Below are 24,906 nucleotides of genomic sequence, written 5' to 3'. Positions count from 1 at the left end.
AATTAAAAAATTATGCTTTTTGACCTAACCGCCGGTTTATTAGTGATTACCAGCATAGGTATCTACAGTACGATATGGTGTATTTGCTGGGGTTGAATCAGAAACATGATTGTTCTGGCCGTTTTGAGCAGTCGCTTCGCTGAAATGGCGAATGTCACTTGTGTCATTGTTACCATTAGCCAGTGCAAAACCAGCAGTCATTGCTAAGGAAGCTGCCAATAAAGTGGTAGAAACTAATTTTTTCATTTTGTTTCCTTTCATAATTAATTATCAAAATATATTGAATCTTAAAAGCGGATAGTTTGGTCTACTTTTGTGATGTATATATATTAATACTTTATCAGTATTTCGGTAATGCACGATTAGTTAAAGCTTGATTTCCTGTCAGGAAATCCATATTGATGTTTATGTCAATAGAAAACAGACTAAAACATCATTGAATCAATAATATAATAGTCTGTTGTGAGTATAGATATTCTTTAGGTGCTAATCAATAGCAGTAATATTAATAATTTAATATTGTTGCTTATTTGCCATATACGGGTAGTCGGGTGCAAATTTCCTGTACTTTTTTAGCTACTTCTGAAATCACCTGCTCATTGTCTGCATTGTCCAGCACATCAGCAATCAGATGTCCCAGCTCGCGAGTATCGGCTTCGGTGAAACCACGGGTAGTAATAGCGGCGGTGCCCAAGCGAATACCTGAAGTAACAAATGGTTTTTCTGGATCGTTGGGGATGGCGTTTTTGTTGACGGTAATATGTGCCTGTCCCAGAATGGCTTCAGCGGTTTTACCGGTAAGTTTTTTCGGCTGCAAGTCCACCAGAAATACATGGCTTTCAGTGCGGCCGGAAACAATACGCAAACCGCGCTCAATCAGAGTTTCAGCCAATACTTTGGCGTTGGCTTTAATCTGGCGGGCATATTGTTTGAATTCAGGCTGTAATGCTTCTTTGAATGCCACTGCTTTGGCAGCAATCACATGCATCAGTGGCCCGCCCTGCAAGCAGGGGAAAATGGCTGAGTTCAGTGCTTTGGCATGCTCATCGCTACGGCACATAATTACGCCGCCGCGCGGGCCACGCAGGGTTTTATGGGTAGTGGTGGTGACAAAATCGGCAAAGGGTACGGGATTCGGGTATTCGCCACCGGCTACCAGTCCGGCGTAATGTGCCATATCCACAAACAGATAAGCACCCACTTTATCTGCAATTGCGCGGAAACGCGCCCAGTCTATTTCCAGTGCATAGGCGGAAGCACCAGCAACAATCATTTTCGGCTTGTGTTCCAGTGCCAGCTGTTCTACCTGGTTGTAGTCAAGGATTTCGTTTTCATCCAGACCATAGGTGATAGCGTTATACAGGCGGCCGGAAATATTCACACTGGCACCATGAGTCAGATGGCCACCATGAGCCAGCGACATGCCCAGAATGGTGTCACCCGGTTGCAGCACGCTGGCATACACTGCCTGATTGGCCTGAGAGCCGGAGTGAGGCTGTACGTTAACATAGCTGGCACCAAATAATTCTTTCAGACGGTCAATGGCTAATTGCTCTACTTCATCTACATATTCACAGCCGCCATAATAACGTTTGCCCGGATAGCCTTCGGCATATTTATTGGTCAACTGGCTGCCCTGAGCTTCCATCACGGCACAGCTTACATAGTTTTCTGATGCAATAAGCTCCACATGATCTTGCTGGCGCTGGTCTTCACGGGTGATGGCAGAAGCCAGTTCCGGGTCAAATTTTTCGATGGTTAACGCTTTGGAAAACATGGCAGTCGTTCCTTTATGAAGGTAAAGAAGTAAGAAATTTGCTGAATGCAGCAGAAAATATGAATCATACCTATTTTAACTGATAGTGATATTCATGTGGCTGAATTTGATAATGTGTCAAGATGAAGTTGATTCATAAATACGGTTAGATTTTTCTGTCAGTGATGTATTTGCCGAAATCGCGATGCAGTTTGGCATAACGGGTATTGTTCTGTGGCTGAAATAAAATAGCGATGAGATGCAGGAATGAAGTCGGTAAAGTCAGTTATATTTGTACTGTATATAAATGGTTGAAAAATAATAAAAAGAAAACAGCCCTGTTTGGTAACAGGGCTGTCTGGTTATTATCCGGCCTGAATTACATTTTCATGGAACCGGTTTTCAGGAAGTGCTCATGCCAGCTCAAAGCTTCGGTCAGAATATGAGGAGTATGAATGCCTTTTGCGGTTTTCAAGGCACGATCATAGTAATCATGCAGCTGGTCACGATAAGCAGGATGGGCACATTTTTCGATAACAACTTTGGCTCTTTGTCGTGGTGCCAGACCGCGTAAGTCAGCCAGACCTTGTTCGGTAACAATAATCTGAGTGTCGTGTTCGGTATGGTCAACATGCGACACCATCGGCACGATGCAGGAGATTTTGTCATCTTTAGCTGTAGATGGGGTAACAAAGAAGTTCAGGAAGCTGTTACGTGTAAAGTCGCCAGAACCACCGATACCATTCATCATGCTGGTGCCCATTACATGGGTAGAATTGATGTTGCCGTAGATATCAGCTTCAATCATCGAATTCATGGCAATAATGCCCAGACGGCGTATTAATTCAGGATGATTAGAGATTTCCAGTGAACGGAGAATGATGCGTTCGCGATAAAAATCAATATTATCAACAAAGTCCTGAAATGCTTTGGCTGAAAGAGAAATAGCTGTAGCAGAAGCAGTTACCATTTTACCTGCCCGCAATAAATCCAGCATGCCGTCCTGTAGCACTTCAGTGTAGCCATACAGATTTTCAAACGGACCAGTTAACAGACCCGCCAGAACGGCATTGGCTACATTACCTACACCAGACTGGATCGGTAACATTTCTTTAGGTAGACGACCCTGTTTAATTTCGTGTGATAAGAAGTCAACGATATATTCGGCAATCTGTTTGGATTTGTCATCAGGTTCACTGAAAACGTTATCACGGTCTGGTGCATTGGATTCAACAATGGCAACTACTTTGTTCAGATCAACTTTAAGATAAGGGGTGCCAATGCGGTCATCAGCACGATTGATGTTAATCGGTGAGCGATGTGGAGGAAGTGCATTATTCTGATAAACATCATGCATACCTTCTACCTGAATAGGCATGCCCATATTCACTTCCAGAATAACTTTATCCGCCATGTTCAGCCATGTCTGATTATTACCAATGCCGGTAGAAGGAATCAGCATACCGTCTTCGGTAATAGCCACAACTTCGATAATAGCTACATCCATATGGCCTAGAAAACCGAATTCAGCCTGTTGTGCTACGTGTGACAGATGCATATCAATAAAATTAACATCACCATTGTTAATTTCTTGTCGCATAATGCGGTCACTGTTAAAAGGTAGACGCTGATCGATGGCGTGAGCTTCTGCCAGTACGCCATCACATTCCGGTGCAGTTGACGCCCCTGTCCAGACATTAATTTTGTAAGGACGGCCAGCATCATGTTCGGCGCGGGCAAAATCCGCAATAGCCTGTGGTAATACTTTCGGGTAGCAGGCACCAGTGAATCCGCTCATGCCGACATTGGCCTCATGATGGATCAGGGTGGCAGCCTGAGCAGCAGACATAAGACGGGAATGAAGTGAGGTATAACGAATGCGATCCTGTACGGACATCGTGTTTTCTCCTTAATTAAATCGAAAATGCCTGACCCTTATCTAGCCAGAGTGAGGCGTAGCGAATAAATGTTTGTCTTTGCCGTTCATTCAATTTGGGATGAATGTTATGACATAATGACAGTAACAACGGACTGCATTTTACTGTAAATAATTGCTTTTTGCTGTTCTGTCTGTGGGTGGGTGAAGAGGAATGCTGTTTATACAGACAAACAATTACAGGTTAATAATCTATTAGTTTAATTAATACATCATGTTGTAAAAGAGTTAAGTTGGCAGACAATGGGATGTTTACATAATATTTTAATATTATTGCTTAGGCCATCATTGCCGAAATATTTTCTAAAATAAATAAGTTTAGGCAAAAAACTGCTGTATTAACTGCGCAGTCTGCTCATGCAGGCCAGCCGGATTAAACGGATCGAGCTGGTATTCTGGATTCAGTTTGCGCAGCCAGGTAAGCTGGCGCTTGGCCAGTTGCCGGGTGGCAACAATACCGCGTTCAACAAAGGTATTGTAATCGGTTAAACCGTTGAGATAATCGAATGCCTGCCGGTAGCCAACACAGCGAATTGAAGGCAGGTCGGAATGCAGGTCGGGGTATTGCAGGCGCAGTGCTTCAACTTCTTCCACAAGCCCTTGTGCCAGCATCGAATGAAAGCGGGTAGCAATCTGTATGCGCAGATGGGCACGATCGGCAGGAAACAGTGCCAGTGTGCAGACATCCACAGGTGGCCGCTGGTTTTCCTGTCTGGCCAGATGGCTGCTCATGGGAATGCCGGTAATATGATAGATTTCCAGAGCACGCTCAATGCGCTGGCTGTCGCCTGCGGGCAGGCGTGCTGCCGTTACAGGGTCTACCTGCTGTAGCTGTGCATATAAATAATCCATACCATGTTGCTGTTTCAGTTTATCCAGTTCGGCACGGATTTGGGTATTGGCTTCGGGCAGGCTGTTCAGCCCCTGTGTAAGTGCGTGGTAATACATCATGGTGCCGCCCACCAGTAAGGGGAGGTGGCCGCGGGCATGGATTTCTTTTACCAGACGCACACAATCGCTGACAAACTGGGCTGCGCTGTAGCTCTCCAGTGGTGAAATAATATCGATCAGATGATGGGGCACTGCCTGTAATTCTTCTGCACTAGGCTTGGCCGTACCGATATTCATGTCACGATATATCAGTGCGGAATCCAGACTGATGACTTCAATCGGAAATTGTTCAGCCAGACTCAGGGCAAGGCTGGTTTTGCCGGAGGCGGTAGGGCCAAGCAGGGCAAAAACTTTGGGCAGGGAAGTAGCCATGGCAGCAACCATATTTCTTAAACAGCTATTGTAGCGGTATCTGCTCGATTCAGCGACACATACTTATCTCAAAGTCTATTGTACATCAACAGTTACTTTTTCTTGCTTATACTAAAGCTGCTTGGCCTGAATTGGTATATTCACTGATTTATTAATTTTTCATCATTGAATAATGATAAATTTTTTAATTCTTCGGTGAAATAATCCAGCATTTGCAGAAATTATTAATTCCCTGTTTTTAGATTGCTATTTTGTTTTATCTGCTTTTAGCTGTAGCCTCTGATAAAAATAATCAATCATTATCACTACTTTTTAGAAGGTTTATCAAACTGTTGTATTAAAAGTACCATCCTGGAAATAGCTGACATTTATCCGGCATTAATCTATAAAGAAAAATCAATATTACAGCATAAAAAATAGCTGTCTCTATACAAGCTGAACATTTTGATTTTGGTGCTAGTCACGTAAATCAAGATATTAACTATTATGAGGTGAGCTGTTTTAAAAGTGATAACTATCTGTATAAAATAATTATTTATAGTCCAATTGGGCTGTTGATACACTATTGTTTAATATCCAGCTAAGTGGTTATCATCGTCAGAATAAAGTGGTAGCTGCGCTATGTAGTAATGGAAAACCAGTTTATTTATGCAGATAATAAATACGGAGTGCTTGACGGCAAAATCAAAAAAATCTGTAGCTGAAATTTACACACAAGAGCACTACCCAATTAATAAGGGATATGTTGAATTACACTTCCGAGTTGAAGCCTCTGATGGTGATTGCGTTAAATTGTACTTTAATCTACAAGGGCGATGGGCGGAACTCAGGAAAAAGAGAGCAGCAAGTATAAGCTACACAAAACAGATAATAGTTTTTTTATTGCGTTTTCATGAGTAAGCTGAGAAAAACAGTTTTCCTGCACAACCACTAATTAGCTGATAAATATGATGCTTCAGATACAGATTTACGGCCAGTTTGACGATAATGTTCAACTTGCCTCGTATTCATGAGTTCTGCATCTTGAGTGGATAGTTACATAATACAAGTATGTTGGTGCATTAACCTTTATAATGATGGGACAAAAACCATTGTAGTTGTACTAGAGTGAGTTACTTAGTCAGGAACAAGTATTTTCATGAACAGCCAGTTTAACCATATCGGGATAGTGACACGGCCGCAGACGCCGATGATGAGTGCAGTATTGGATGAACTCATTGCTTTTTTATGCGATGAGGGTCTTTCGGTGTATCTGGATAGTGAAGCACAGGCAGATAACCAGATTAATCCGCAACAGTTGCAACATTGTCATGTCATCAGTAAGTGTGAAATGGGGCGGCGCTGCGATCTGGTTATGGTACTGGGTGGTGATGGGACTCTGCTGTCGGTTGCACGCAAACTGGCGCCATACCGGGTACCGCTGATAGGCATTCATCAGGGACATCTGGGCTTTCTGACACAGGTACCCCGAGCACAAATGATAACCGAACTGTCCGGCATGCTTACCGGAAAATACTTGCCGGAAGAACGCATTTTGCTGGAAGCCAGCGTAGTACGCGCCGGTGGGGAGGTTTATCATTCGCTGGCATTGAACGATGTGGTGCTCAGCCGTGGCGCACTGGGGCAGATGATTGAATTTGAAGTTTTTATCAATAAAGAATTTGTCTACACTCAGCGCTCAGATGGTTTGATTGTGTCTACTCCAACAGGCTCAACTGCATATGCACTGGCTGCTGGCGGTCCGATTCTGCAACCAACCTTGCGTGCCTTCAGTCTGGTACCCATTTGCCCGCAGTCGATGTCGAATCGGCCGATCGCTGTCAGTGATACCAGTGAAATCGAAGTACTGATTACCAAAGGCAGTGATGCACGTGCCCATTTTGATGGGCAGGCATTTTTTGATTTGCATACTATGGATAAAATCCGTATCAATCGTTATCGTAATTCTCTCAGGATTCTCCATCCGGTTAATTACCAGTATTACAAAACCCTGCGCCAGAAACTACATTGGGGTGACCAGCTTGTATAAGCGTCTGGTGACAGACACACATAATACTTACACCATCAGAAATCAATCTGTCTTTGAGGGCTTTTGTGGCCGGCTTTGCATATCGGGTAAGAAGTACCATTTCAGCAATTATGAGAAAATTGTGGTGAAAAATTAATAAAATCGAAATTTATCCTGAATAATTTTAGTTTTTTCTAAAAAATAGTTTCCTGTTTTCCTAAAAAAATACTAAAATCAGGCATAAATCATTAATGCTTTCTTTAAGAAAGGCTGTTTATGCTTCTGGCGTTGTCTTTGCGTGACTTTGTGATAGTTGATGAACTGAATCTGAGTTTTCAAGGCGGATTTACTGTGCTGACAGGTGAAACCGGTGCGGGCAAATCGATTACGCTGGACGCTTTAGGCCTGTTGCTGGGTGATAAAGCTGATTACGGGCAGATTCGCCATGGCGCCAAAGAAGCCCAGTTATCCGCACTGTTTGATGTTGGCGATGTGCCGCAGGCATGTGCGCTATTACAGGAGCAAGGGTTGCTGGATGAAAACGAAACGCAGCTGAGTATTCGCCGCATAATCGACGTGAAAGGCAAAAGCCGCAGCTTCATCAATAATCAGGCAGTTACGCTTGGCCAGCTGCGCCAGATTGGCGAATTGCTGATTGATATTCATGGCCAGAATGCCCATCACTCCTTAAACAGTGAAGCAGCACAACGTGTTTTACTGGATGCTTTTGCTGGTGCGGATAAGGAAGTTGCGCGGGTACGCGAGGCCTATCAGCGCTGGCATGATGCAGAACGTGAGCTGGAAAAAGCGCAAACTCAGGCCGAAAGCCTGAATATTGAACGAGAGCGGTTACAATGGCGCTTTGATGAACTCAGTGCATTGAATCTTCAGGAAAATGAATGGGAAAATCTCAGCCGGAGTCATGATGCACTGGTGCATGCGGCAGATATTCTGCAAACAGCAGCCAGTGTGGATGAAATACTTAATGGTGATGATGGCCTGCAAAGCCGTCTGTATCACTGCCGGCAGCAACTGGCGGCACTGACCAAAGCTGCGCCTGCCTTTGCCGATAGTGTGACATTGCTGGAATCAGTAGAAGCTGAGTTGGGGGAAGTCAGTGCTTATCTGCGCGACGCCAGTGCCAGTGTTGAAACAGATGAAAATCTGCTGGCACAGCAGGAACAGCGGATGCAGGAATTAATGAGCATGGCGCGCAAATACCGACTGGAACCGCCGCAACTGCCTACAGAACTGGCCAAGGTTGAAGCCGCTTTGAATGAACTGGAGGCATCTGCCGATATTGAAGCATTACATGCACGGGTAGCCGAGCGCAAAAATGAATACATGCAGGCAGCCCAGCAGTTATCAGCCAGGCGTCATCAGGCGGCCAAAAAGCTGGCGAAGCAAACCACTGCCCACATGCAGAATCTGGCCATGCAGGGTGCACGCTTTCATATTGAGCTTTTAAGCGCCTCACCGTCTTTGCATGGTCTGGAACAGATACAGTATCAGGTGGCGGCTAATCAGGGAACGCCTTTACGCGCCATGAGCAAGGTGGCTTCCGGCGGTGAACTGGCACGTATCAGTCTGGCGCTGCAAATGGTTACCAGCCAGTACAATGCAGTACCCACGCTGATTTTTGATGAAGTTGATACCGGCATTGGTGGTGCTGTGGCCGATGTTGTCGGCCGCGCCTTGCGTAGTCTGGGACAAAACCGTCAGGTACTGGCCGTAACCCATTTACCGCAGGTAGCCGCCTGCGGGCAGCAGCACTGGCAGGTACGCAAACACAGCAGCAAAGGGCAGACGGTTAGCGAGATAAAGGTTTTAACATCTGCTGGCCGTGTGGATGAGATTGCACGTATGCTTGGCGGTGAAACCATTACCGATACCACGCGTAATCATGCCAGTGAAATGCTGGCGCTGGCACAGAATTGAAGCGGTTATGCTCGCATTATCGGATAACCTTAATAGTCTGGCTGCGGGTTTTAAAGGCAGCGGTTGAACAGGCACGCTATTCAATCTGTCCGATACCAATACTTAAATAATTAAACTTTATTCAGCTATGATTGGTGCATATCATGGCTGTATCGTAACTGTTTGGTTAATAGTACTGGCACGTTTTGCCAATTGGTAACCATACTCCGAAAATATGCTATATGTTTGCTAGGAATGGGTGGCCAGTCTGTATTAACCAGATTAATGAAAATACAGCATTAACAAGGGGGTAAAATGACAACATATAATCTACTGCAAGCGGAACAGGCCAAACCAATTAAAATGTGGACCCAAGGTGTGCCGGTAGATGAAAAAGCCAAAGCGCAACTGATTAAAACTGCACAACTTCCATTTATTTTCCAGCACATTGCGGTTATGCCTGATGTACATGTGGGGAAAGGTTCCACTATTGGCAGCGTTATTCCTACACTTGGGGCAATAATTCCGGCCGCAGTGGGTGTGGATATTGGTTGCGGCATGATGGCGGTGCAGACTTCACTGATGGCGGCTGATTTACCGGATAATTTGCTGGCGCTACGGCAGGAAATCGAAAAAGCAGTACCACACGGGCTAACACCCAGACATCGTGGCCGCGATCAGGGTAGCTGGCAGAATCCACCCTCAGTGGTTGATCAGTACTGGCAGCAACTGCTGCCGGGATTTGAGCAGCTTACCGCCAAATATCCGCGATTTCTCAATACTAATAACTATCGCCATCTGGGCACGCTCGGTACCGGTAATCACTTTATTGAAATCTGTCTGGATGAAGCCGAGCGGGTGTGGATAATGCTGCATAGTGGTTCACGCGGCATTGGTAATGCCATTGGAACTTTTTTCATCGAACTGGCGAAAAAGGATATGCAGGTGCATATCCAGAATCTGCCGGATGAAAATCTGGCTTATCTGCGTGAAGGCACTGAACACTTTGAAGATTATGTTTCAGCCGTACACTGGGCACAGGAGTTTGCGCGCTTAAACCGCGAAACCATGATGCACAATGTGATTACGGCGTTACGTAAGGTAATCAGCAAGCCCTTTAACACACATCTGGCCGCAGTGAACTGCCATCATAATTATGTGCAGAAAGAGCAGCATTTTGGCTCTGAGGTTTTTATTACCCGCAAGGGCGCGGTTTCAGCGCGAACAGGCGAGCTGGGCATTATTCCCGGTTCGATGGGGGCACAGAGTTATATTGTCAGAGGTTTGGGCAATGCAGACAGTTTCTGTTCCTGCTCGCATGGTGCTGGAAGAGTGATGAGTCGCACCGCAGCCAAAAAACAGTTTAGTATTGCTGACCAGATTCAGGCCACTGCACATGTGGAGTGCCGCAAGGATGCCGGTGTGATTGATGAAATTCCGATGGCCTATAAAGATATTGATGCTGTCATGACGGCACAGAATGAGCTGGTAGAGATTGTGCACCGCTTGCGGCAGGTGGTGTGTGTAAAAGGCTAACGTAACATTATCCAACCAGAATCTATCTGGCGGATGCAATGTTGTGATTATTATTGGCGTGGATGAGGCGGTTTAGCAAAGAGAATATTTGGTCTCTTGCATGCACGTTGTATAATCATATTTTACAATAATCTGTGATGGGCTGTTTATGAGCGAACCACATAGTGATGCTACTCTTGATGTTATCGGCCTGAATTGCCCCATGCCGATTCTGCGTGCCAAAAAAGCGCTGGCCGCGCTTGATGCCGGGCAGGTATTGCAGGTACTGGCAACGGATAAAAGTGCGCCGGATGATTTTGCCGCTTTCTGCCGCCAGACCGGGCATGAATTGCTGCATCTGCAAAACAGGGATGACGATGTAATCATAATGTGGGTAAAACACCGTTAAAGCCAGTCTGGCTGTGATTTAATACCATTATTCACAACATCTTTTTAGTTGATATGTCGGTTCTGGATATAGGAACGACGGTAGAGTAGTACTTTAATCAATTGTCTTTTTAAGCAGTGTAACAGCCTGTTAATGAAATGGATGCAGATGCAGACTCTCACCATAACCCGACCCGATGACTGGCATCTTCATGTACGTGATGGTGCGGCTTTAAAAGCAGTAGTGCCATTCAGTGCACGACAGATGGGGCGTGCCGTAATTATGCCTAATCTGAAACCACCGGTAACCACCGTTGCAGCAGCAATGGCCTATCGTGAGCGTATTCTGGCCGCAGTGCCGGCTGATAGCCATTTTCAGCCACTGATGACCTTATACCTGACCAACCAGACCACACCGGCACTTATCCGCGAAGCCAAAGCAGCAGGTATCATCGCATGCAAGCTGTATCCTGCTGGCGCGACAACTAATTCTGCGGCAGGAGTCAGTGACTTATGGGCTTTGTTACCCGTACTGGAAACCATGGCCGAAGTAGGCTTGCCACTACTGGTACATGGCGAGGTAACCAAAAGTGAAATCGATATTTTTGACCGTGAGGCGGTATTTATTGATGAGCTGTTGCAACCATTATTGCAGCGTCTGCCCAGTCTGAAACTGGTGTTTGAGCATATTACTACCGCAGAAGCAGCACAGCTAGTGGCTGAAGCGAGTGATAATGTGGCTGCTACGGTAACACCACAGCATTTACTTTATAACCGCAATGCCTTGCTGGTGGGCGGAATGCAGCCGCACCATTACTGTTTGCCGGTATTGAAGCGTGAAGCCCATCGACAGGCACTGCTACAGGCTGTTAATGGTGCGCAGGCACATAAATTTTTTCTGGGCACGGATAGCGCTCCTCATGCACAGGCCAGTAAAGAGTGTGCCTGTGGCTGTGCGGGCATCTTTAGTGCTTTTGCAGCTATTGAGCTGTATGCAGAAGCATTTGAAGAAGCCGGCGCACTGGATAAATTACAGGCTTTTGCTGCTGAAAACGGCCCGCGTTTTTATGGTCTGGCTCCGAATACGGATACAATCACACTGGTAAAACGCACTCGGACAGTACCACCATACTTTCCATATGGCCATGAGCGCCTGATACCGTTGCGTGCAAATGGAACCATTGGCTGGACTGTGGTGGAATAATTCAGCATATGCAGGATTCACACACAAAAATAAATCAGTTGTCGCTACACGGGCATCAGACTGAAATTCGGGTGCGTGGTTTTCATCTGGATGTGTACCGGCATGTTAACAATGCGCGCTATCTGGAATTTCTGGAAGAGGCACGCTGGCACTATTTTGATGAAGCTGGTTTAACACCGCTGTTTACTGCTGCCGGCTGTGGTATGGCGGTGATTAATATCAATATCAGTTACCGGCGCAGCGCCGGTTTTGGTGATGATTTGCTGATTACTACCGCTTTTAGCCGGGTGCAGCCGCGTAAAGTGGAAGTTAGCCAGATTATCACGCTGAAAAATACTGGCCAGACAGTAGTACAGGCACAGGTTGCATTTGTGGCTTTCGACCAGCAAAGCAATAAGGCAGTTTCTTTTCCTGCCGTCATACAGCAGCGGTTTAATGCTCTGTTGCAGAAATAGTTAAGCCAGTAAAAAACCCTGCCAGAAGCAGGGCTTTTTACTGGCTTAACTATATATCAGGCTTTACCGTCTGCTTCACGCAGCATGGCATAAATCTCGTCTTTCAGACGTAATTTTTCCCGTTTCAGCTCGTCTAGATTATCCAGACCACTGGTAACAGGATTATTAGTCAGACCAGTAATTTTGTCATCCAGTCGGTTGTGTTCTTCAAATATATTGGCAAAATGATTATTTTCCGCCTTTAATTTGGTAATCAGGTCGCGATATTCTGGAAACATATAACATCCTTTACAGTTTGGTTAAAATGATTTTTATTATTTTGCATTAATTATAGCTTAAGGTATATAAGATTGCGCTAATTATGACGTAAAAAGTCACGATAACATGTTAAAATGACACAATAATACCCACGGGAGTTTACAATGTACAAACGGTTAATGGGCTGGCTGAGCATATTTATTCTGGCCTTGAGCCTGAGTGGCTGTGGCTATAATACGATGCAGTCGCAGGATGAGGCGGCTAATGCGGCGTGGTCGGAAGTGCTGAATCAGTATCAGCGTCGTGCCGATCTGGTGCCCAATCTGGTGAATACGGTTAAGGGCTATGCCAAACATGAACAGCAGGTTTTAACCGAGGTAACTAATGCCCGTTCACGTGTTGGCAGTTTGAACATGACCAGCAGCGATGCAGATGATCCAGCGAAAATGCACCAGTTTTCACAGGCTCAGGGTAATCTAAGCAGTGCCTTAAGCCGTTTGCTGGTGGTTAGTGAAAATTATCCCGACCTGAAAGCCGACCAGAGCTTCCGTGATTTGCAGGCACAGCTTGAAGGTACGGAAAATCGCATCGCGCTGGCGCGTAACCGCTATATTCAGACGGTGCAGGTATATAACACTACATTGCGTTCTTTCCCGAATAATATTACTGCCAAAATTTTCGGTATGCATGTGCGGCCAAACTTTGTACCGGAAAATGAAGCTGCCGTGAAACAGGCACCACAGGTAGAATTCTAGTTTTGTTATCTGCCTGATTGTTCATTTCAATACCAAACAGCCAGTTTGTATAAACTGGCTGTTTCTCTGTCAAATCATCACAAAATCGGCTTTTCGTGTGCAGTAAAGCAGCTTGTACCAGTTCGATAGCATTCAATCTTGCATATTCAGGCAAAATTTTGGTTGTTGCGAAATATAATTCAGTTGCGCTATTAACTGTCTGGTTATGGTGTCATTAAATTTCTGGCTATGCGTATGATGAGCTATTTATAATGATGCCTGTCAGTTTGATAACAGCCAGTTGTTTCAATATTAATCCACATATTTTTAGAATAAATAACGGTGAAAAACAATGTATGTATATAAATTGGATGGATTTTATTTTGACAGGAAACGAAAAGGCTGGTTGGATTTTTTCAGACGAATGGATAAAGTTTATCTCCCCCGAATTGAAAACCCTACTGTGGAGCAGATGCAACAGTACCTTGAAATTTTGAGAACCAATAATGGCTTTCTGAGTCTGTGGAAACAGTCGAAAAGTAAACCAACTTCATCTGGTATGGAAATAACTTTGTATTCAGATAATCATGAGACTGATATTCAGACTTATATGGTATTACTGGGTGAAGAAACTGAAGAGGGTTATGATGTCAGAACATTTTATAATCCTGCGGCGCCTAACAATCCTGAGGCACCCCGAGGAATGACTTATATGCTTGGGGATTGTTATGCAGCTAGCTCTACTGTTCGGAATTTTGCTATGGTTATCCATGTATTCGCAGAGTTTTTAACCACTGGCGATGTGAGTAAAAATTTACTCAATTAAAAGTTAAATCTTACTGGTACGCCACAAATGTCTTGTAGCAGCATCTGCTTGTTAGCCAGCAAGCGTCTTTGCTGGTATATGCCAAACAGCCAATATCGTATCTTATAGGTTAATTGTGGTGTTGTAGGTTAGTCTTAAGACGGGTAGCAGCAGTAGTATTAACATCTTTATCAAAATAGGTATTTTTACCGGTATTGCTGTATTTCTGAATGGTCTTTATCCAATAAGGCTGTCTAAAATTTAATTAAATTCTGTATTTTACGTAATTCGGTTGCAAATACCGCTACTCTGTTTTTATGGCAAAATTGTTCTGGTATAAAAGATGTATTGCTTACCCGAGTATAAACCGGCCATGCATGAATGTAAGCAGATGGTCTGAATACTCAGATACTGTTTGCTGATTTCTGTTTAACTTGTGCTATCGCTGGTTTAGTGGCCACAATATGGCACAAATATTTGTTTACAGCCAGAAACCGTTTGGCCGGCATGAATTCTGCATGCACAGCAACAAGGTGAAAATCATGAATACAATCCGCTTATCTGCCCGCAATTTATTGTTATTGCTTCTGGGCTGTTGCTTTGCCTTGCTGGCATCGGCTGCTGAAAATCTGGCACCAGTACCGGCCTTGACTGCTCCGGTAATGGATACAGCCAATATGTTACAGCCAGATACCCGTGAAGATTTAAACGGACAATTGCAGGCATTCAGTCGCGAGCGGGGTAGTCAGATTGTGGTATTAACTGTACCAACCATCGCACCGGAAACACCGTTTGATTACGCTACTCGAGTGATGAATTCCTGGAAACCCGGGCGCAAGGGAATTGATGATGGCGTACTGTTGTTGCTGGTGCGTGATGAACACAAAACATTTCTGGCTCCCGGGCGTGGGCTGGAGGGTGCTATCCCTGACGTTTATGCTAAACGTATATTGGATGATGTGCTGCGACCACAGTTGCGCGCGAATAATGCAGATGGTGGTGTGCGACAGGCAGTGGATTTACTGGAAAAACTGATTAAAGGTGAGAAACTGCCAGCAGTACAGCAGCCAGAGCTTCAGCAAACCAACAGTTTTACCGCTATGTTAATAGAAGCGATGTTTCTGGTATTTATAGCGGGTGCCTTTTTAAAAAATATATTTGGTAATACACTGGGCAGTGCTATCGTTGCTTTTCTGGTGTTAACACTAGGCTGGTACATTGGCTGGAACCTGTTTATAACAATAATCATTGCTATTGTGTCATTTGTAGTGACTTTTATTTTTGCCGGTAATGTATTTATTGGTGGCTACAATAATAATGGAAACGATGATTTTTGGGGACGAGGCGGTGGTTCCGGTGGCGGCTTTGGTGGTGGGGGCGGCGGCTATGGTGGCGGAGGAGCCTCCGGCAACTGGTAATTTTTTGGACAAAATGAATCAGGATGGGTATAAAACGCTGATTATTTATCAAATTCCGAGTTAATTTATAGTATAGTTATTTATCTTGTTACATGGACTATGTGTTTTATTTTCTGGTAGGCATACATGTCTAAAATCGGGCTTGGTATTTGTTTTCTGCTGTTGTGGTATTTACCCTTGCGTTTTGGTATTGGGGGCATGTTACTGGATGTTGTGCTGGTAATACTGCTTCTGTTTTATCTTTATGCAGTGCATATCATAGATGATGGTACTGAAGCATCTATTGCTACAGATGGAAATCTATATATAGCGGTATTGTTTGAGGTGGCCGGACAAGTTTGCATTGCCAAGGGACATGTTTCTGCGGAAGACCGGTCGCATGTTTATGCAATGACTAAAAAATTGCAGCTGGACGCAGAAATGGAAGTACTGGTGCGCTATGCTTTCAATATGGGACAGATGCCAAATTATCCGCTCAGAGCACGGCTTGGCCAGTTATATCGTGCCTATAGTCATGACAAGCGCGCTTTGATGCTGTTTTGTAAACATATGCTCGAATTTGCGCTGATAGATGGCCGGCTGCATAAGAATGAGCGGCACATTTTGAACATTATAGCGGATGAGTTCCGTATTCCCTATGCGCAAATGCTGATTTTTGCCAGCCAGACAGTACGTGGGCAGAGTAATGAATATCGCCATTACTGGCAGACAAATGAGCAATGGAAACAGCAGCGCCAGCGTGAGCGCTATGAGCAGCGCCGGCAACAGTCGCGGCAACAACAGCAGCAATATCGTCAACAGCAGCAGAGTCACAGACAGTCGCCGCCGGTTGGGGAACAGCATGATGATGCTTATCAGGTACTGGGAATCTCGGCAAAGGCCAGTGTGCATGAAATCAAACAGGCATACCGCCGTCTGATGAATAAATATCATCCGGATAAACTGGTCAAACAGAAGTTATCAGCTACGGAGATGCAGCGGGCAACCGAGCATACTCAGCGTATACAGGCTGCATATGCCTATGTAAAACAGTTGCGCGGCTTTGTTTAGCCGCTTGCGGGTACCTACTTGGTGCTAAGTTTAATATGCCATACACAGTTTATAAGGATTTTTTAAAGGGCTGTTTCGTTTCCGACAGATAAATCTGGCAAATGCGTTTCTGATTATATGCAGGTTTTCATCCCAGACATAATGGATTACCTCACTGCATACATCTCTGTTTTTTAATATAAACTGTTTGAACTATAAATAGTTTCGATTCGGTACAATCACGAAAAATATATGCTATCTTGTGCCATTAAAGATAATATCTATATCTTTTAAATAAAATACACTCTTTTTTTCATCAGTGTGGCAAGAACTGGAAATGTACAAAGCAGTAACAGGCAAAACAGTGGAATCAGTATTTTTGATTGGGGAAACCTGTATCTGTATAAATATTTGTATAATTATTATGGTATTGATTTAGAAAATCAAACTACATACACTCTTAAATTAACTTGTAGTGCTACCATATTGAATCAAATATACAGGAAAGAATGGACTGTATGAGTACAAATAAACTGAGTATGGGGTTATGGCCACGGCTCTGGCGTCACTGGACACATCCACGCCAGCGGGTAAGTATTTATTTTCCAACACTGGCACTACAACAGCTCACTGAACAGATTACGCGGTCGGAACAGCGCCATACCGGACAACTGCGGTTTGTGATCGAATCCAGCCTTAATACCGCCAGTCTGTGCCACCACGTAACGGCACGCCAGCGGGCGCAGTACTGGTTCAGCCATTTAGGCATTTGGGATACTGCGGAAAAAAGTGGCATTCTGGTTTATGTGCTGTTTGCAGATCGCGCGGTGGAAATCATTGCAGACCGCGGTATGAATGCCTGTGTCGACATGGCGCTGTGGCAGCAGATATGCAATCACATAACGCAGGCATTTCAGCAACAGCATTATATGGCCGGTTTGAGCGCTGGGCTGGATGAGCTGACTGAATTACTGGTGCAGCATTTTCCGCGTACACATGCGGGCGTAAATGAACTGGCAGATGAGGTGATCCTGCGCTAGGGCTAAATATACTGTATGTTTGGTATTGTCTGATTCTGGTTTGGCTTGAAATAGCAATCCTTGTTATGAGTATGGTTATGCATTAGGAGGGGATTGCTGGTTTGGATAAATCAAGATTTAAAATAATATTTCAGACTTTTGGTTAAGCAATACATCAGGCACAATTAATATAATAATTGGTATTAATTATTAATATATTGTGATGAAATGATATAAATGGTTTTTTTGAATAAATTTTACTAAATATTATTAAAATACATATATGTAGGGTTTACAATGTATTTGCGGCTTAAAAAGACAGATTAAATCAAAGGGATAATATGCACAGGCCGCAAATAGCTTGGCTATCGTGCATTAGTATAAGCCAGAATAATTTGATACTGAATAGTATGGTTATTCTGGCTTCAGTATTTTCAGGCAGTAGCTGGATTAGACTTTGCGTGCTTATTGGTTGCTTGGTTGGGTATAGTGGATTATCAACAGGGCAATACGTGCCGGTTTAGCGCAGGCGCCCGAGAATAATGCCTGGTGCTTTGATTAACAGTATGATTTCATCACCGGTATCCAGCTGCATATTTTCGGCACTGTTGCGGGTAATGCTAGCAGTCAGGCTAAGTGCTGCACCTAAATCGACAGTAATAACACTATTAACTGCGCCTGTATCGATATAGCGTATTTTCCCGCTAAGCTGATTGCGTGCAGATATAAGTAAGTTGGAGTCAGGGCGGGCAAGCATAATGGCAGAAGCTTGAATCAGTGCCAGTGCTTCAACACCAACCGCCAGCTCCATCTGTTCACAACTGTGTCGGGTAAGCATCGCCACCAGTTCCTGCCCGCTGCTTAAACGCAGATGAACTTCATTATTTACTGTTCCATCAATGATTTGGCTTACAATGCCGGCAAGCTGATTATCGGCACTTAAATCCAGATTCATTTTTTGCCATAAGCCATAATGGTTCGGGTCGGCATTACTGTGCAGTTGCGACAGTAACTGCTGGTGGCGTTGCTGCATGGTGTGGTAATAATTTAAAAAGGCTTCACCAAAGGCGGTTAAGACGCTGTTGCCGCCACCCTGACCGCCAGTCTGACGCAATACTAAAGGTTGCGGTGCCAGATTATTTAGTGCATCTATGGCATCCCAGGCTGCTTTATAACTCATGGGGACAGCTTTGGCCGCCTGAGTAATTGAGCCGAAACGCTGAATATTTTCGAGTAGGGCAATCCGTTTGCTGTTACCAATCCGCTGGCCGTTAATGGTAGGAATCAGTTCAGTATCAAGATTGAATTCATTCATGATGGCGGCTGCTTCGGGGAGCTGAATATAAACGCCCATTATCCATATGCCAGATTTGAGCGTCAAAAGCAGCCGCATCTGCGGGGTCGTGGGTAATCAGTAGCATCGGTAAATTTAGCTGTTGTTGCCAATTAGCCAGTTCTGTACGCATTTGTGCGCGTAGCTGGGTATCCAGTGCAGAAAATGGTTCATCCAGAAGAATGGCACTCGGCCTTGCAATCAGTGCCCGTGCCAGTGCCACACGCTGGCGCTGGCCGCCAGACAAGTGTGCCGGATACTGCTCGGCCACGGCATTGAGGTGCATGGCTGCCAGCCAATGTTCGACTTCTGTGTAACGGCTGCGTTTACGCGGATTGAATAAGCCATGACGGATACCGCAGGCAATGTTCTGGCGCACATTTAAATGCGGGAAAAGAGCATAATCCTGAAAAACATAGGCCAGTTTGCGTTGCTGCGGGCTGAGATTGAGATGTGGTGCCTGAAACAGGGTTATCCCATTAATAATAATATGGCCTTGTGCCGGAGTCAGCAAGCCGGCAATGGCTTTTAGCATCAGGCTTTTTCCACTACCGGAGGCACCCATAATTACCGTACGTGGCGCTTGGCTGGACAGGCGGATGTCCAGAGTAAATTGGCTGCCGTCAGTACGCTGGAGGGTTTTCTGGAAATTGAAATCTAACATAAAACCACTGGCTGAATTAAAAACAGGCACAAACAAAGCAATGCAAAAGCGGGAGCATTATTCTGTGATTCTGGCATTGGATTATTTAAGATTGTGCATAGGTACTTTGCCGGATAAAAGTTTGCTGGTAAGCAGTAATATCAGAATGCATACCACAGATATTATCAGCACCAGTATATTGGCCAGATAGTCATCGCCGGCCTGTACTGCTTCATATACGGCAATCGAAAGTGTTTGCGTTTGCCCGGGGATGCTGCCAGCCACCATCAGCGTAGCGCCGAATTCGCCCATGCTGCGAGCGAATGCCAGTAATACGCCGGCCAGAATACCGCGCCATGCCAGTGGCAGGGTGATACGCAGAAAAACACCGGCATTGCTGATACCCAAAACACGGGCAGCCTGTTCCAGTTGAGGATCCAGACTCTCAAATGCAGCACGCGCAGGTTTAAATATCAGTGGAAACGATACCACGGTGGCTGCTATTACAGCACCTTGCCAGGTAAAAATCAGATTAATACCCAGATAATGCTGTAACCATTGGCCGATAAAGCCATTTTTACCAATCAATACCAGCAGATAATAGCCCAGTACCGTGGGCGGCATCACCATTGGCAGGGTAAGGATGGTATCAATCAGCTCCCGTCCCCACACAGCCTTGCGAGCGAGTACGTAGCCAATGCCTACACCGAGAACCAGATTGATGGCTGTGGCCCACAGGGCAATTTTAAGTGACAGGGCAAGGGCAATCCAGGCCGCAGCCATTATCTCTCCTTGAAATGAAATATTCAGGCAGTTAAGGGCGATAACTGCCGGCAGAAATTATGTTCAGTGTGCACTCTGGAAACCGTAACGTTTAAGAATCTGCTGGCCTTGGGCTGAGCAGATAAAGCGGACGAAACGGTTGGCCGCAGCCGGTTCCTTACTGGCTACAGTTTTGGCAATAGGATAGCTGATTGGTTTGCTGGTGGGGATGGTGGCGGCCACACTAACCTTATCCGGCATAATAGCCGCATCCGTACCAAAGACAAAACCGGCTTCGGCAGACTGGTTGGCTACATAATCTAATGCCTGACGCACGTTGTTTACATTAACAATTTTAGGCTGAGCCTGACTCCATACCTGCGCCCGTTCCATTGCAGCCTGCGCATAGCGGCCGGCAGGTGTGTAAGCCGGATTACCCAGTGCAATATGTTTAATACCATTTTGTTGTAAGTCTTTCAGACTATGTACGGTTACACCACTTTTTTTTGGCGTAATCAATACCAGCGTGTTATTCACAAAATTAACTCTGTCTTGTGCCTGCACCAGATTTTTGGCCTGAGCCTGATCCATCGTCTGCTGGTCTGCCGAAGCAAATACATCTACCAGGGCACCATTTTGCATCTGCTGTAGCAGGGAACCGGAAGCACCAAAATTGAGCAGAACTTTATCCTGCGGATATTGCTGCTGGTATGCCTTGGCAATGTCATTGAATGCATTGGTAAGACTGGCTGCGGCCGAGACAGTGATACTGGCAGCAAATGAATAATGACTTACCATGCATAGGCTGATTATGGTGATGAGGGCACTCAGGCGGGTATACTTATGACGCACGTTTTATCCTCGGTTAGAATGCATTGTTATTTCGGTAGGGTTAAACTGAGCTGATTATAAGGGAAAATAGCTACGAAATATACCTTACTATATAACGAAAACCAGTCATGCAAACATCTAAGAGCTGTATATGATATAGAAGGTAAAAAATAATAATAAATCAGACTGTATACAATATTTTAATTTGCAAACACAATAATTTACTGAGTAATCAATTCAATTTTTTTGCCAGTGCCATAAGAACTTTATTTAATTAAAAACAATCTCTGCATCAGGTAAATAAAGGTTTTGAATGAAAATTAAGACTATTTATTTATATTAAAAAATACAGATAAAATTATATAATAGTTTAAATTAGGGTATTATAATGGAGTTAAATGTTAGTATTAATAAAATTTCTAGCATATTTAGTAATGCTGTACGAGATTAAATTCTCTACAATAAATAAAAATAATTTCATCATTAGGAAACCATCAAATTAGGAACCATCAAACATGAACCTGACAAGACGCCAGTTTTTCAAGGTTACCGCAGCAGGTGCCGGCGCCACAGGATTGGCAGTCATGGGCATGGCGCCAGCCACTGCCTTTGCTGAAGTCCGCCAGTACAAATTATTACGGGCAACAGAAACACGCAATAATTGCACGTATTGTTCAGTTGGTTGTGGTACGTTGTTGTATAGCTTGGGTGACGGGGCAATAAACGCCAAAAAGAAAATCTTTCATATTGAAGGAGACCCAGACCATCCGGTTAGCCGTGGCAGTCTGTGCCCTAAAGGTGCCTCACTGATTGACTTTGTGAACAGCCCAAACCGCGTGCTGCATCCGCAGGTACGCGAAGCGGGCAGTAGTGAATGGAAAGACATTAGCTGGGATGAGGCGCTGGACCGCATTGCGCGTCTGATTAAAGACGAGCGCGATGCCAATCTGATTGAAAAAAATGCTGATGGTGTTACCGTAAACCGGCTGGAAAGTCTGGGCATGCTGTGTGCCTCTGCTAGCTCCAATGAAACCGGTATCCTGACGCAAAAATTCATGCGCTCACTCGGACTGGTTGGTACCGATTCGCAAGCACGAGTTTGCCATGGTCCCACTGTATCGGCGCTGGCCGCTACATTCGGCCGTGGTGCCATGACTAATACCTGGACTGATATCCAGAATGCAGATTTTATTCTGGTAATGGGTGGCAATGCTGCGGAAGCGCATCCCGTTGGTTTTAAATGGGTTATTGAAGCTAAAAAACGCAAGGGCACCAAACTGATTGTGTGCGACCCGCGTTTTAACCGTACTGCGTCCGTGGCCGACCATTATCTGCCTATTCGTTCCGGTACGGATATCGCTTTTCTTGGTGCGGTAATTAACTGGCTAATTAAAAACAATAAAGTGCAATGGGATTATGTTAAAAATTATACCAATGCCTCTTTTATTGTGGCCGATGGCTACGGGTTTCATGAAGGCCTGTTTTCCGGGCATGCTGATTACACCACTGAAGACGGCAGCCCTGCACCTAAAGCAGCTCCGAAAGGCGCCAAAGGTGGCGCTGTCTACAATAATGCCAGCTGGACATATGAGCTGGATGAAAACGGCTATGCCAAAGTAGACCCAACTTTAGAAAATCCGCGCTGTGTCTGGCAGGTAATGAAGCGACATTATGCCCAGTACACACCGGAGATGATGCATAAAATTACCGGCACACCGATTAAGGATTTTCTGCTGGTATGTGAGGCTCTGGGCGCCACTTCAGCAAAAAACAAGGCTGGAACAATTCTGTATGCACTGGGCTGGACTCAGCATACCTATGGTTCGCAGAATATTCGTACCATGGCGATGATTCAGCTTATTCTTGGCAATATCGGTATGGCCGGCGGAGGTGTCAACGCCCTGCGCGGCCACTCCAATATTCAGGGGCTGTCTGATCTGGGGCTGCTTTCTACCAATTTGCCGGGCTATCTGAGCTTGCCCAATGAAAAGAAAAACCCTACTTTTGCCGATTATTTGAGTGCACAGACGCCGGCTCCCTTGCGCCCGGGGCAGCTTAATTACTGGAGCAACACGCCCAAATTCATGGTTAGCCTGCTCAAATGGTTCTTTGGTGAGAATGCCACTAAAGAAAATGACTGGGGCTACGACTGGCTGCCAAAGTGGGACAAAATGTATGATGTGCTGCAAATGACCGAAATGATGTATCAGGGGCAGATGAATGGCCTGCTGGTACAGGGCTTTAATGCCATGGGTTCTTTCCCGGATTCTAATCGTATTGTTGAAGCATTTTCGCGCCTCAAGTGGATGGTAGTCATGGATCCGCTGAATACTGAAACTGCTACATTCTGGGAAAATCATGGTGATGCACATGATGTAGACCCATCTACAATCCAAACCACCGTATTTCGCCTGCCAGTGCCCTGTTTTGCGGAAGAGAATGGTTCTATTGTTAATTCTTCACGCTGGTTGCAATGGCACTATGCCGGAGCCGAAGCGCCAGAAGATGCCAAAGCCGATCTTGAGATTCTGGCCGAGCTGCATTTACGCATCAAGGCACTGTATGCAAAAGAAGGTGGCAAAGCACCCGAACCGATTCTTAATCTGAGCTGGCCGTATAAAGTAGCCCATTCGCCTACGCCGGAGGAAATGGCACAGGAATCCAATGGCTGGGCTCTGGCAGATATCAAAGACAAACAGGGCAATATTATTGTGCCCAAAGGCGGACAGCTGGATGGTTTTGCCCAGTTACGCGATGATGGTACTACTGCCTGTGCCTGCTGGATTTTTGCCGGTTCATGGACTAAAAACGGCAATCAGATGGCACGGCGCGATAACAGCAATGCTGGGTTGGGCAATACCCCGGGCTGGGCATGGTCATGGCCAGCAAATCGCCGCATTCTGTATAACCGAGCTTCCTGCGACCCATCCGGTAAAGCCTGGGACCCGGAACGTGTACTGATTCACTGGGATGGCCGTAAATGGATTGGTGCCGATGTGGCAGACTACAAGGCCGATCAGGCACCAGACACCAATATGAATCCGTTTATCATGAATGAAGAGGGTGTTGGCCGCCTGTTTTGTACCAAAAAACTGGTGGATGGTCCATTCCCGACATTCTACGAACCAACTGAATCGCCGGTTGGCAAAAATCTGCTTTACCCGAAAGTGCTGAATACACCCGCAGTACGCCTGTTTGACAGTGTTAAAGAACGCATCGGGCATAAGGATGAATTTCCTTGTGTGGGTACAACCTATCGCCTGACCGAGCATTTCCAGTTCTGGACTAAATCAGTGAAATTGCTGATGATTGCTCAGCCGGAACAGTTTGTCGAAATCAGCGAAGAACTGGCCGCACAAAAAAACATTGCCAAAGGCGATACCGTTAAAATCAGCACCAAGCGCGGCTGGGTGGAGGCCAAAGCCGTGGTAACCAAACGTCTGCGTCCTCTGGATATTAATGGTCAGACAGTACATCAGATTGGTATTCCCCTGCATGGTGGCTGGGTAAATGTTGGTGAGAAAAAACAGTTTCTTATCAATACACTCACACCATTTGTTGGTGACTGCAACACACAGACACCAGAATACAAAACCTTTTTGTGCAATATCGAAAAAGCGTGAGGGGAATAAG

General features: G+C 45.2%; 21 protein-coding genes. 12 read left to right on the top strand and 9 right to left on the bottom strand.

All coding sequences use genetic code 11. From position 1 onward, the window contains the following. Positions 1 to 39: 39 nt before the first annotated feature. The 4 genes from GYX26_RS09340 to miaA all read right to left on the bottom strand — a co-directional run bounded on the left by GYX26_RS09340 (position 40) and on the right by miaA (position 4,955). A complete protein-coding gene (locus GYX26_RS09340; RefSeq protein ID WP_174829018.1) occupies positions 40 to 246 on the bottom strand; it encodes a hypothetical protein in 207 nt (68 codons plus the stop codon). Positions 247 to 526: 280 nt separating this feature from the next. Continuing rightward, the gene (glyA, locus tag GYX26_RS09335; RefSeq protein ID WP_174829017.1) at positions 527 to 1,777 is read right to left on the bottom strand and encodes a serine hydroxymethyltransferase; all 1,251 of its coding nucleotides are present in this window, start codon (positions 1,775 to 1,777) and stop codon (positions 527 to 529) included. A gap of 358 nt (positions 1,778 to 2,135) precedes the next feature. After that, on the bottom strand, positions 2,136 to 3,653 hold the full coding sequence (locus GYX26_RS09330; protein ID WP_100090019.1) for an acetyl-CoA hydrolase/transferase family protein: 1,518 nt from the start codon (positions 3,651 to 3,653) through the stop codon (positions 2,136 to 2,138). A 357-nt stretch (positions 3,654 to 4,010) separates the two neighbouring features. Next, positions 4,011 to 4,955: a tRNA (adenosine(37)-N6)-dimethylallyltransferase MiaA gene (miaA, locus tag GYX26_RS09325; RefSeq protein ID WP_100090105.1), complete on the bottom strand. Its 945-nt coding sequence runs from the start codon at positions 4,953 to 4,955 to the stop codon at positions 4,011 to 4,013. Between the two features lie 1,138 nt (positions 4,956 to 6,093). Here miaA and GYX26_RS09320 point away from each other — a divergent pair. The 6 genes from GYX26_RS09320 to GYX26_RS09295 all read left to right on the top strand — a co-directional run bounded on the left by GYX26_RS09320 (position 6,094) and on the right by GYX26_RS09295 (position 12,441). After that, positions 6,094 to 6,984, top strand: coding sequence for an NAD(+) kinase (locus GYX26_RS09320; RefSeq protein WP_100090021.1), 891 nt, complete (start codon positions 6,094 to 6,096; stop codon positions 6,982 to 6,984). A gap of 255 nt (positions 6,985 to 7,239) precedes the next feature. Next, positions 7,240 to 8,901 (top strand): DNA repair protein RecN, encoded by a 1,662-nt coding sequence (recN, locus tag GYX26_RS09315; protein WP_174829016.1) that lies wholly within the window; start codon positions 7,240 to 7,242, stop codon positions 8,899 to 8,901. Positions 8,902 to 9,195: 294 nt separating this feature from the next. Continuing rightward, on the top strand, positions 9,196 to 10,416 hold the full coding sequence (locus GYX26_RS09310; RefSeq protein WP_174829015.1) for an RtcB family protein: 1,221 nt from the start codon (positions 9,196 to 9,198) through the stop codon (positions 10,414 to 10,416). Between the two features lie 148 nt (positions 10,417 to 10,564). Further along, the gene (locus GYX26_RS09305; RefSeq protein WP_100114199.1) at positions 10,565 to 10,804 is read left to right on the top strand and encodes a sulfurtransferase TusA family protein; all 240 of its coding nucleotides are present in this window, start codon (positions 10,565 to 10,567) and stop codon (positions 10,802 to 10,804) included. A 147-nt stretch (positions 10,805 to 10,951) separates the two neighbouring features. Continuing rightward, on the top strand, positions 10,952 to 11,986 hold the full coding sequence (gene pyrC, locus GYX26_RS09300; protein WP_174829039.1) for a dihydroorotase: 1,035 nt from the start codon (positions 10,952 to 10,954) through the stop codon (positions 11,984 to 11,986). A gap of 8 nt (positions 11,987 to 11,994) precedes the next feature. Beyond that, on the top strand, positions 11,995 to 12,441 hold the full coding sequence (locus GYX26_RS09295) for a thioesterase family protein (RefSeq protein ID WP_174829014.1): 447 nt from the start codon (positions 11,995 to 11,997) through the stop codon (positions 12,439 to 12,441). A gap of 56 nt (positions 12,442 to 12,497) precedes the next feature. On the opposite strand, the gene GYX26_RS09290 is transcribed toward GYX26_RS09295, so the two are convergent. Beyond that, the gene (locus GYX26_RS09290) at positions 12,498 to 12,719 is read right to left on the bottom strand and encodes a YdcH family protein (RefSeq protein WP_100090026.1); all 222 of its coding nucleotides are present in this window, start codon (positions 12,717 to 12,719) and stop codon (positions 12,498 to 12,500) included. 144 nt (positions 12,720 to 12,863) lie between these two features. Between GYX26_RS09290 and GYX26_RS09285 the strand changes: the two genes are divergently transcribed. The 5 genes from GYX26_RS09285 to GYX26_RS09265 all read left to right on the top strand — a co-directional run bounded on the left by GYX26_RS09285 (position 12,864) and on the right by GYX26_RS09265 (position 17,725). Then, on the top strand, positions 12,864 to 13,454 hold the full coding sequence (locus GYX26_RS09285; protein ID WP_100090027.1) for a LemA family protein: 591 nt from the start codon (positions 12,864 to 12,866) through the stop codon (positions 13,452 to 13,454). Positions 13,455 to 13,857: 403 nt separating this feature from the next. Continuing rightward, positions 13,858 to 14,259: a hypothetical protein gene (locus GYX26_RS09280; RefSeq protein ID WP_174829013.1), complete on the top strand. Its 402-nt coding sequence runs from the start codon at positions 13,858 to 13,860 to the stop codon at positions 14,257 to 14,259. A 521-nt stretch (positions 14,260 to 14,780) separates the two neighbouring features. Further along, the gene (locus tag GYX26_RS09275; RefSeq protein ID WP_174829012.1) at positions 14,781 to 15,656 is read left to right on the top strand and encodes a YgcG family protein; all 876 of its coding nucleotides are present in this window, start codon (positions 14,781 to 14,783) and stop codon (positions 15,654 to 15,656) included. 126 nt (positions 15,657 to 15,782) lie between these two features. Then, entirely contained in the window at positions 15,783 to 16,706 is a 924-nt protein-coding gene (locus tag GYX26_RS11605) for a DnaJ domain-containing protein (protein WP_304944914.1), read from the top strand. A 497-nt stretch (positions 16,707 to 17,203) separates the two neighbouring features. Beyond that, complete coding sequence (locus tag GYX26_RS09265) at positions 17,204 to 17,725, top strand: TPM domain-containing protein (protein WP_238791268.1); 522 nt, start codon at positions 17,204 to 17,206, stop codon at positions 17,723 to 17,725. A gap of 499 nt (positions 17,726 to 18,224) precedes the next feature. Here GYX26_RS09265 and GYX26_RS09260 read toward each other — a convergent pair whose 3' ends face one another. The 4 genes from GYX26_RS09260 to modA all read right to left on the bottom strand — a co-directional run bounded on the left by GYX26_RS09260 (position 18,225) and on the right by modA (position 21,294). Further along, complete coding sequence (locus GYX26_RS09260) at positions 18,225 to 19,058, bottom strand: TOBE domain-containing protein (RefSeq protein ID WP_174829011.1); 834 nt, start codon at positions 19,056 to 19,058, stop codon at positions 18,225 to 18,227. Continuing rightward, on the bottom strand, positions 19,012 to 19,701 hold the full coding sequence (locus GYX26_RS09255) for a sulfate/molybdate ABC transporter ATP-binding protein (protein WP_174829010.1): 690 nt from the start codon (positions 19,699 to 19,701) through the stop codon (positions 19,012 to 19,014). Before GYX26_RS09255 ends, GYX26_RS09260 begins: the two co-directional genes overlap by 47 nt. An 81-nt stretch (positions 19,702 to 19,782) precedes the next feature. Further along, positions 19,783 to 20,463 carry a molybdate ABC transporter permease subunit gene (modB, locus tag GYX26_RS09250; protein ID WP_174829009.1) on the bottom strand — a complete coding sequence of 227 codons (681 nt, stop codon included), beginning with the start codon at positions 20,461 to 20,463 and terminating at the stop codon, positions 19,783 to 19,785. A gap of 63 nt (positions 20,464 to 20,526) precedes the next feature. Then, on the bottom strand, positions 20,527 to 21,294 hold the full coding sequence (modA, locus tag GYX26_RS09245) for a molybdate ABC transporter substrate-binding protein (protein ID WP_370520879.1): 768 nt from the start codon (positions 21,292 to 21,294) through the stop codon (positions 20,527 to 20,529). A 494-nt stretch (positions 21,295 to 21,788) separates the two neighbouring features. Here modA and fdnG point away from each other — a divergent pair, with 494 nt between their 5' ends. Next, positions 21,789 to 24,896 (top strand): formate dehydrogenase-N subunit alpha, encoded by a 3,108-nt coding sequence (fdnG, locus tag GYX26_RS09240; protein ID WP_174829008.1) that lies wholly within the window; start codon positions 21,789 to 21,791, stop codon positions 24,894 to 24,896. The last annotated feature ends 10 nt before the right edge of the window (positions 24,897 to 24,906 follow it).

The sequence above is a fragment of the Snodgrassella sp. ESL0253 genome (genome assembly GCF_013344965.1).
Lineage (GTDB): Bacteria > Pseudomonadota > Gammaproteobacteria > Burkholderiales > Neisseriaceae > Snodgrassella > Snodgrassella alvi_B.
This window is presented reverse-complemented; position numbering and strand designations above follow the sequence as displayed.

Coding starts and splice junctions, on each gene's coding strand:
- GYX26_RS09340 (WP_174829018.1), bottom strand. CDS start 246: ATGAAAAAATTAGTTTCTACCACTTTATTGGCAGCTTCCTTAGCAATG.
- glyA (WP_174829017.1), bottom strand. CDS start 1,777: ATGTTTTCCAAAGCGTTAACCATCGAAAAATTTGACCCGGAACTGGCT.
- GYX26_RS09330 (WP_100090019.1), bottom strand. CDS start 3,653: ATGTCCGTACAGGATCGCATTCGTTATACCTCACTTCATTCCCGTCTT.
- miaA (WP_100090105.1), bottom strand. CDS start 4,955: ATGGCTACTTCCCTGCCCAAAGTTTTTGCCCTGCTTGGCCCTACCGCC.
- GYX26_RS09320 (WP_100090021.1), top strand. CDS start 6,094: ATGAACAGCCAGTTTAACCATATCGGGATAGTGACACGGCCGCAGACG.
- recN (WP_174829016.1), top strand. CDS start 7,240: ATGCTTCTGGCGTTGTCTTTGCGTGACTTTGTGATAGTTGATGAACTG.
- GYX26_RS09310 (WP_174829015.1), top strand. CDS start 9,196: ATGACAACATATAATCTACTGCAAGCGGAACAGGCCAAACCAATTAAA.
- GYX26_RS09305 (WP_100114199.1), top strand. CDS start 10,565: ATGAGCGAACCACATAGTGATGCTACTCTTGATGTTATCGGCCTGAAT.
- pyrC (WP_174829039.1), top strand. CDS start 10,952: ATGCAGACTCTCACCATAACCCGACCCGATGACTGGCATCTTCATGTA.
- GYX26_RS09295 (WP_174829014.1), top strand. CDS start 11,995: ATGCAGGATTCACACACAAAAATAAATCAGTTGTCGCTACACGGGCAT.
- GYX26_RS09290 (WP_100090026.1), bottom strand. CDS start 12,719: ATGTTTCCAGAATATCGCGACCTGATTACCAAATTAAAGGCGGAAAAT.
- GYX26_RS09285 (WP_100090027.1), top strand. CDS start 12,864: ATGTACAAACGGTTAATGGGCTGGCTGAGCATATTTATTCTGGCCTTG.
- GYX26_RS09280 (WP_174829013.1), top strand. CDS start 13,858: ATGGATAAAGTTTATCTCCCCCGAATTGAAAACCCTACTGTGGAGCAG.
- GYX26_RS09275 (WP_174829012.1), top strand. CDS start 14,781: ATGAATACAATCCGCTTATCTGCCCGCAATTTATTGTTATTGCTTCTG.
- GYX26_RS11605 (WP_304944914.1), top strand. CDS start 15,783: ATGTCTAAAATCGGGCTTGGTATTTGTTTTCTGCTGTTGTGGTATTTA.
- GYX26_RS09265 (WP_238791268.1), top strand. CDS start 17,204: ATGAGTACAAATAAACTGAGTATGGGGTTATGGCCACGGCTCTGGCGT.
- GYX26_RS09260 (WP_174829011.1), bottom strand. CDS start 19,058: ATGGGCGTTTATATTCAGCTCCCCGAAGCAGCCGCCATCATGAATGAA.
- GYX26_RS09255 (WP_174829010.1), bottom strand. CDS start 19,701: ATGTTAGATTTCAATTTCCAGAAAACCCTCCAGCGTACTGACGGCAGC.
- modB (WP_174829009.1), bottom strand. CDS start 20,463: ATGGCTGCGGCCTGGATTGCCCTTGCCCTGTCACTTAAAATTGCCCTG.
- fdnG (WP_174829008.1), top strand. CDS start 21,789: ATGAACCTGACAAGACGCCAGTTTTTCAAGGTTACCGCAGCAGGTGCC.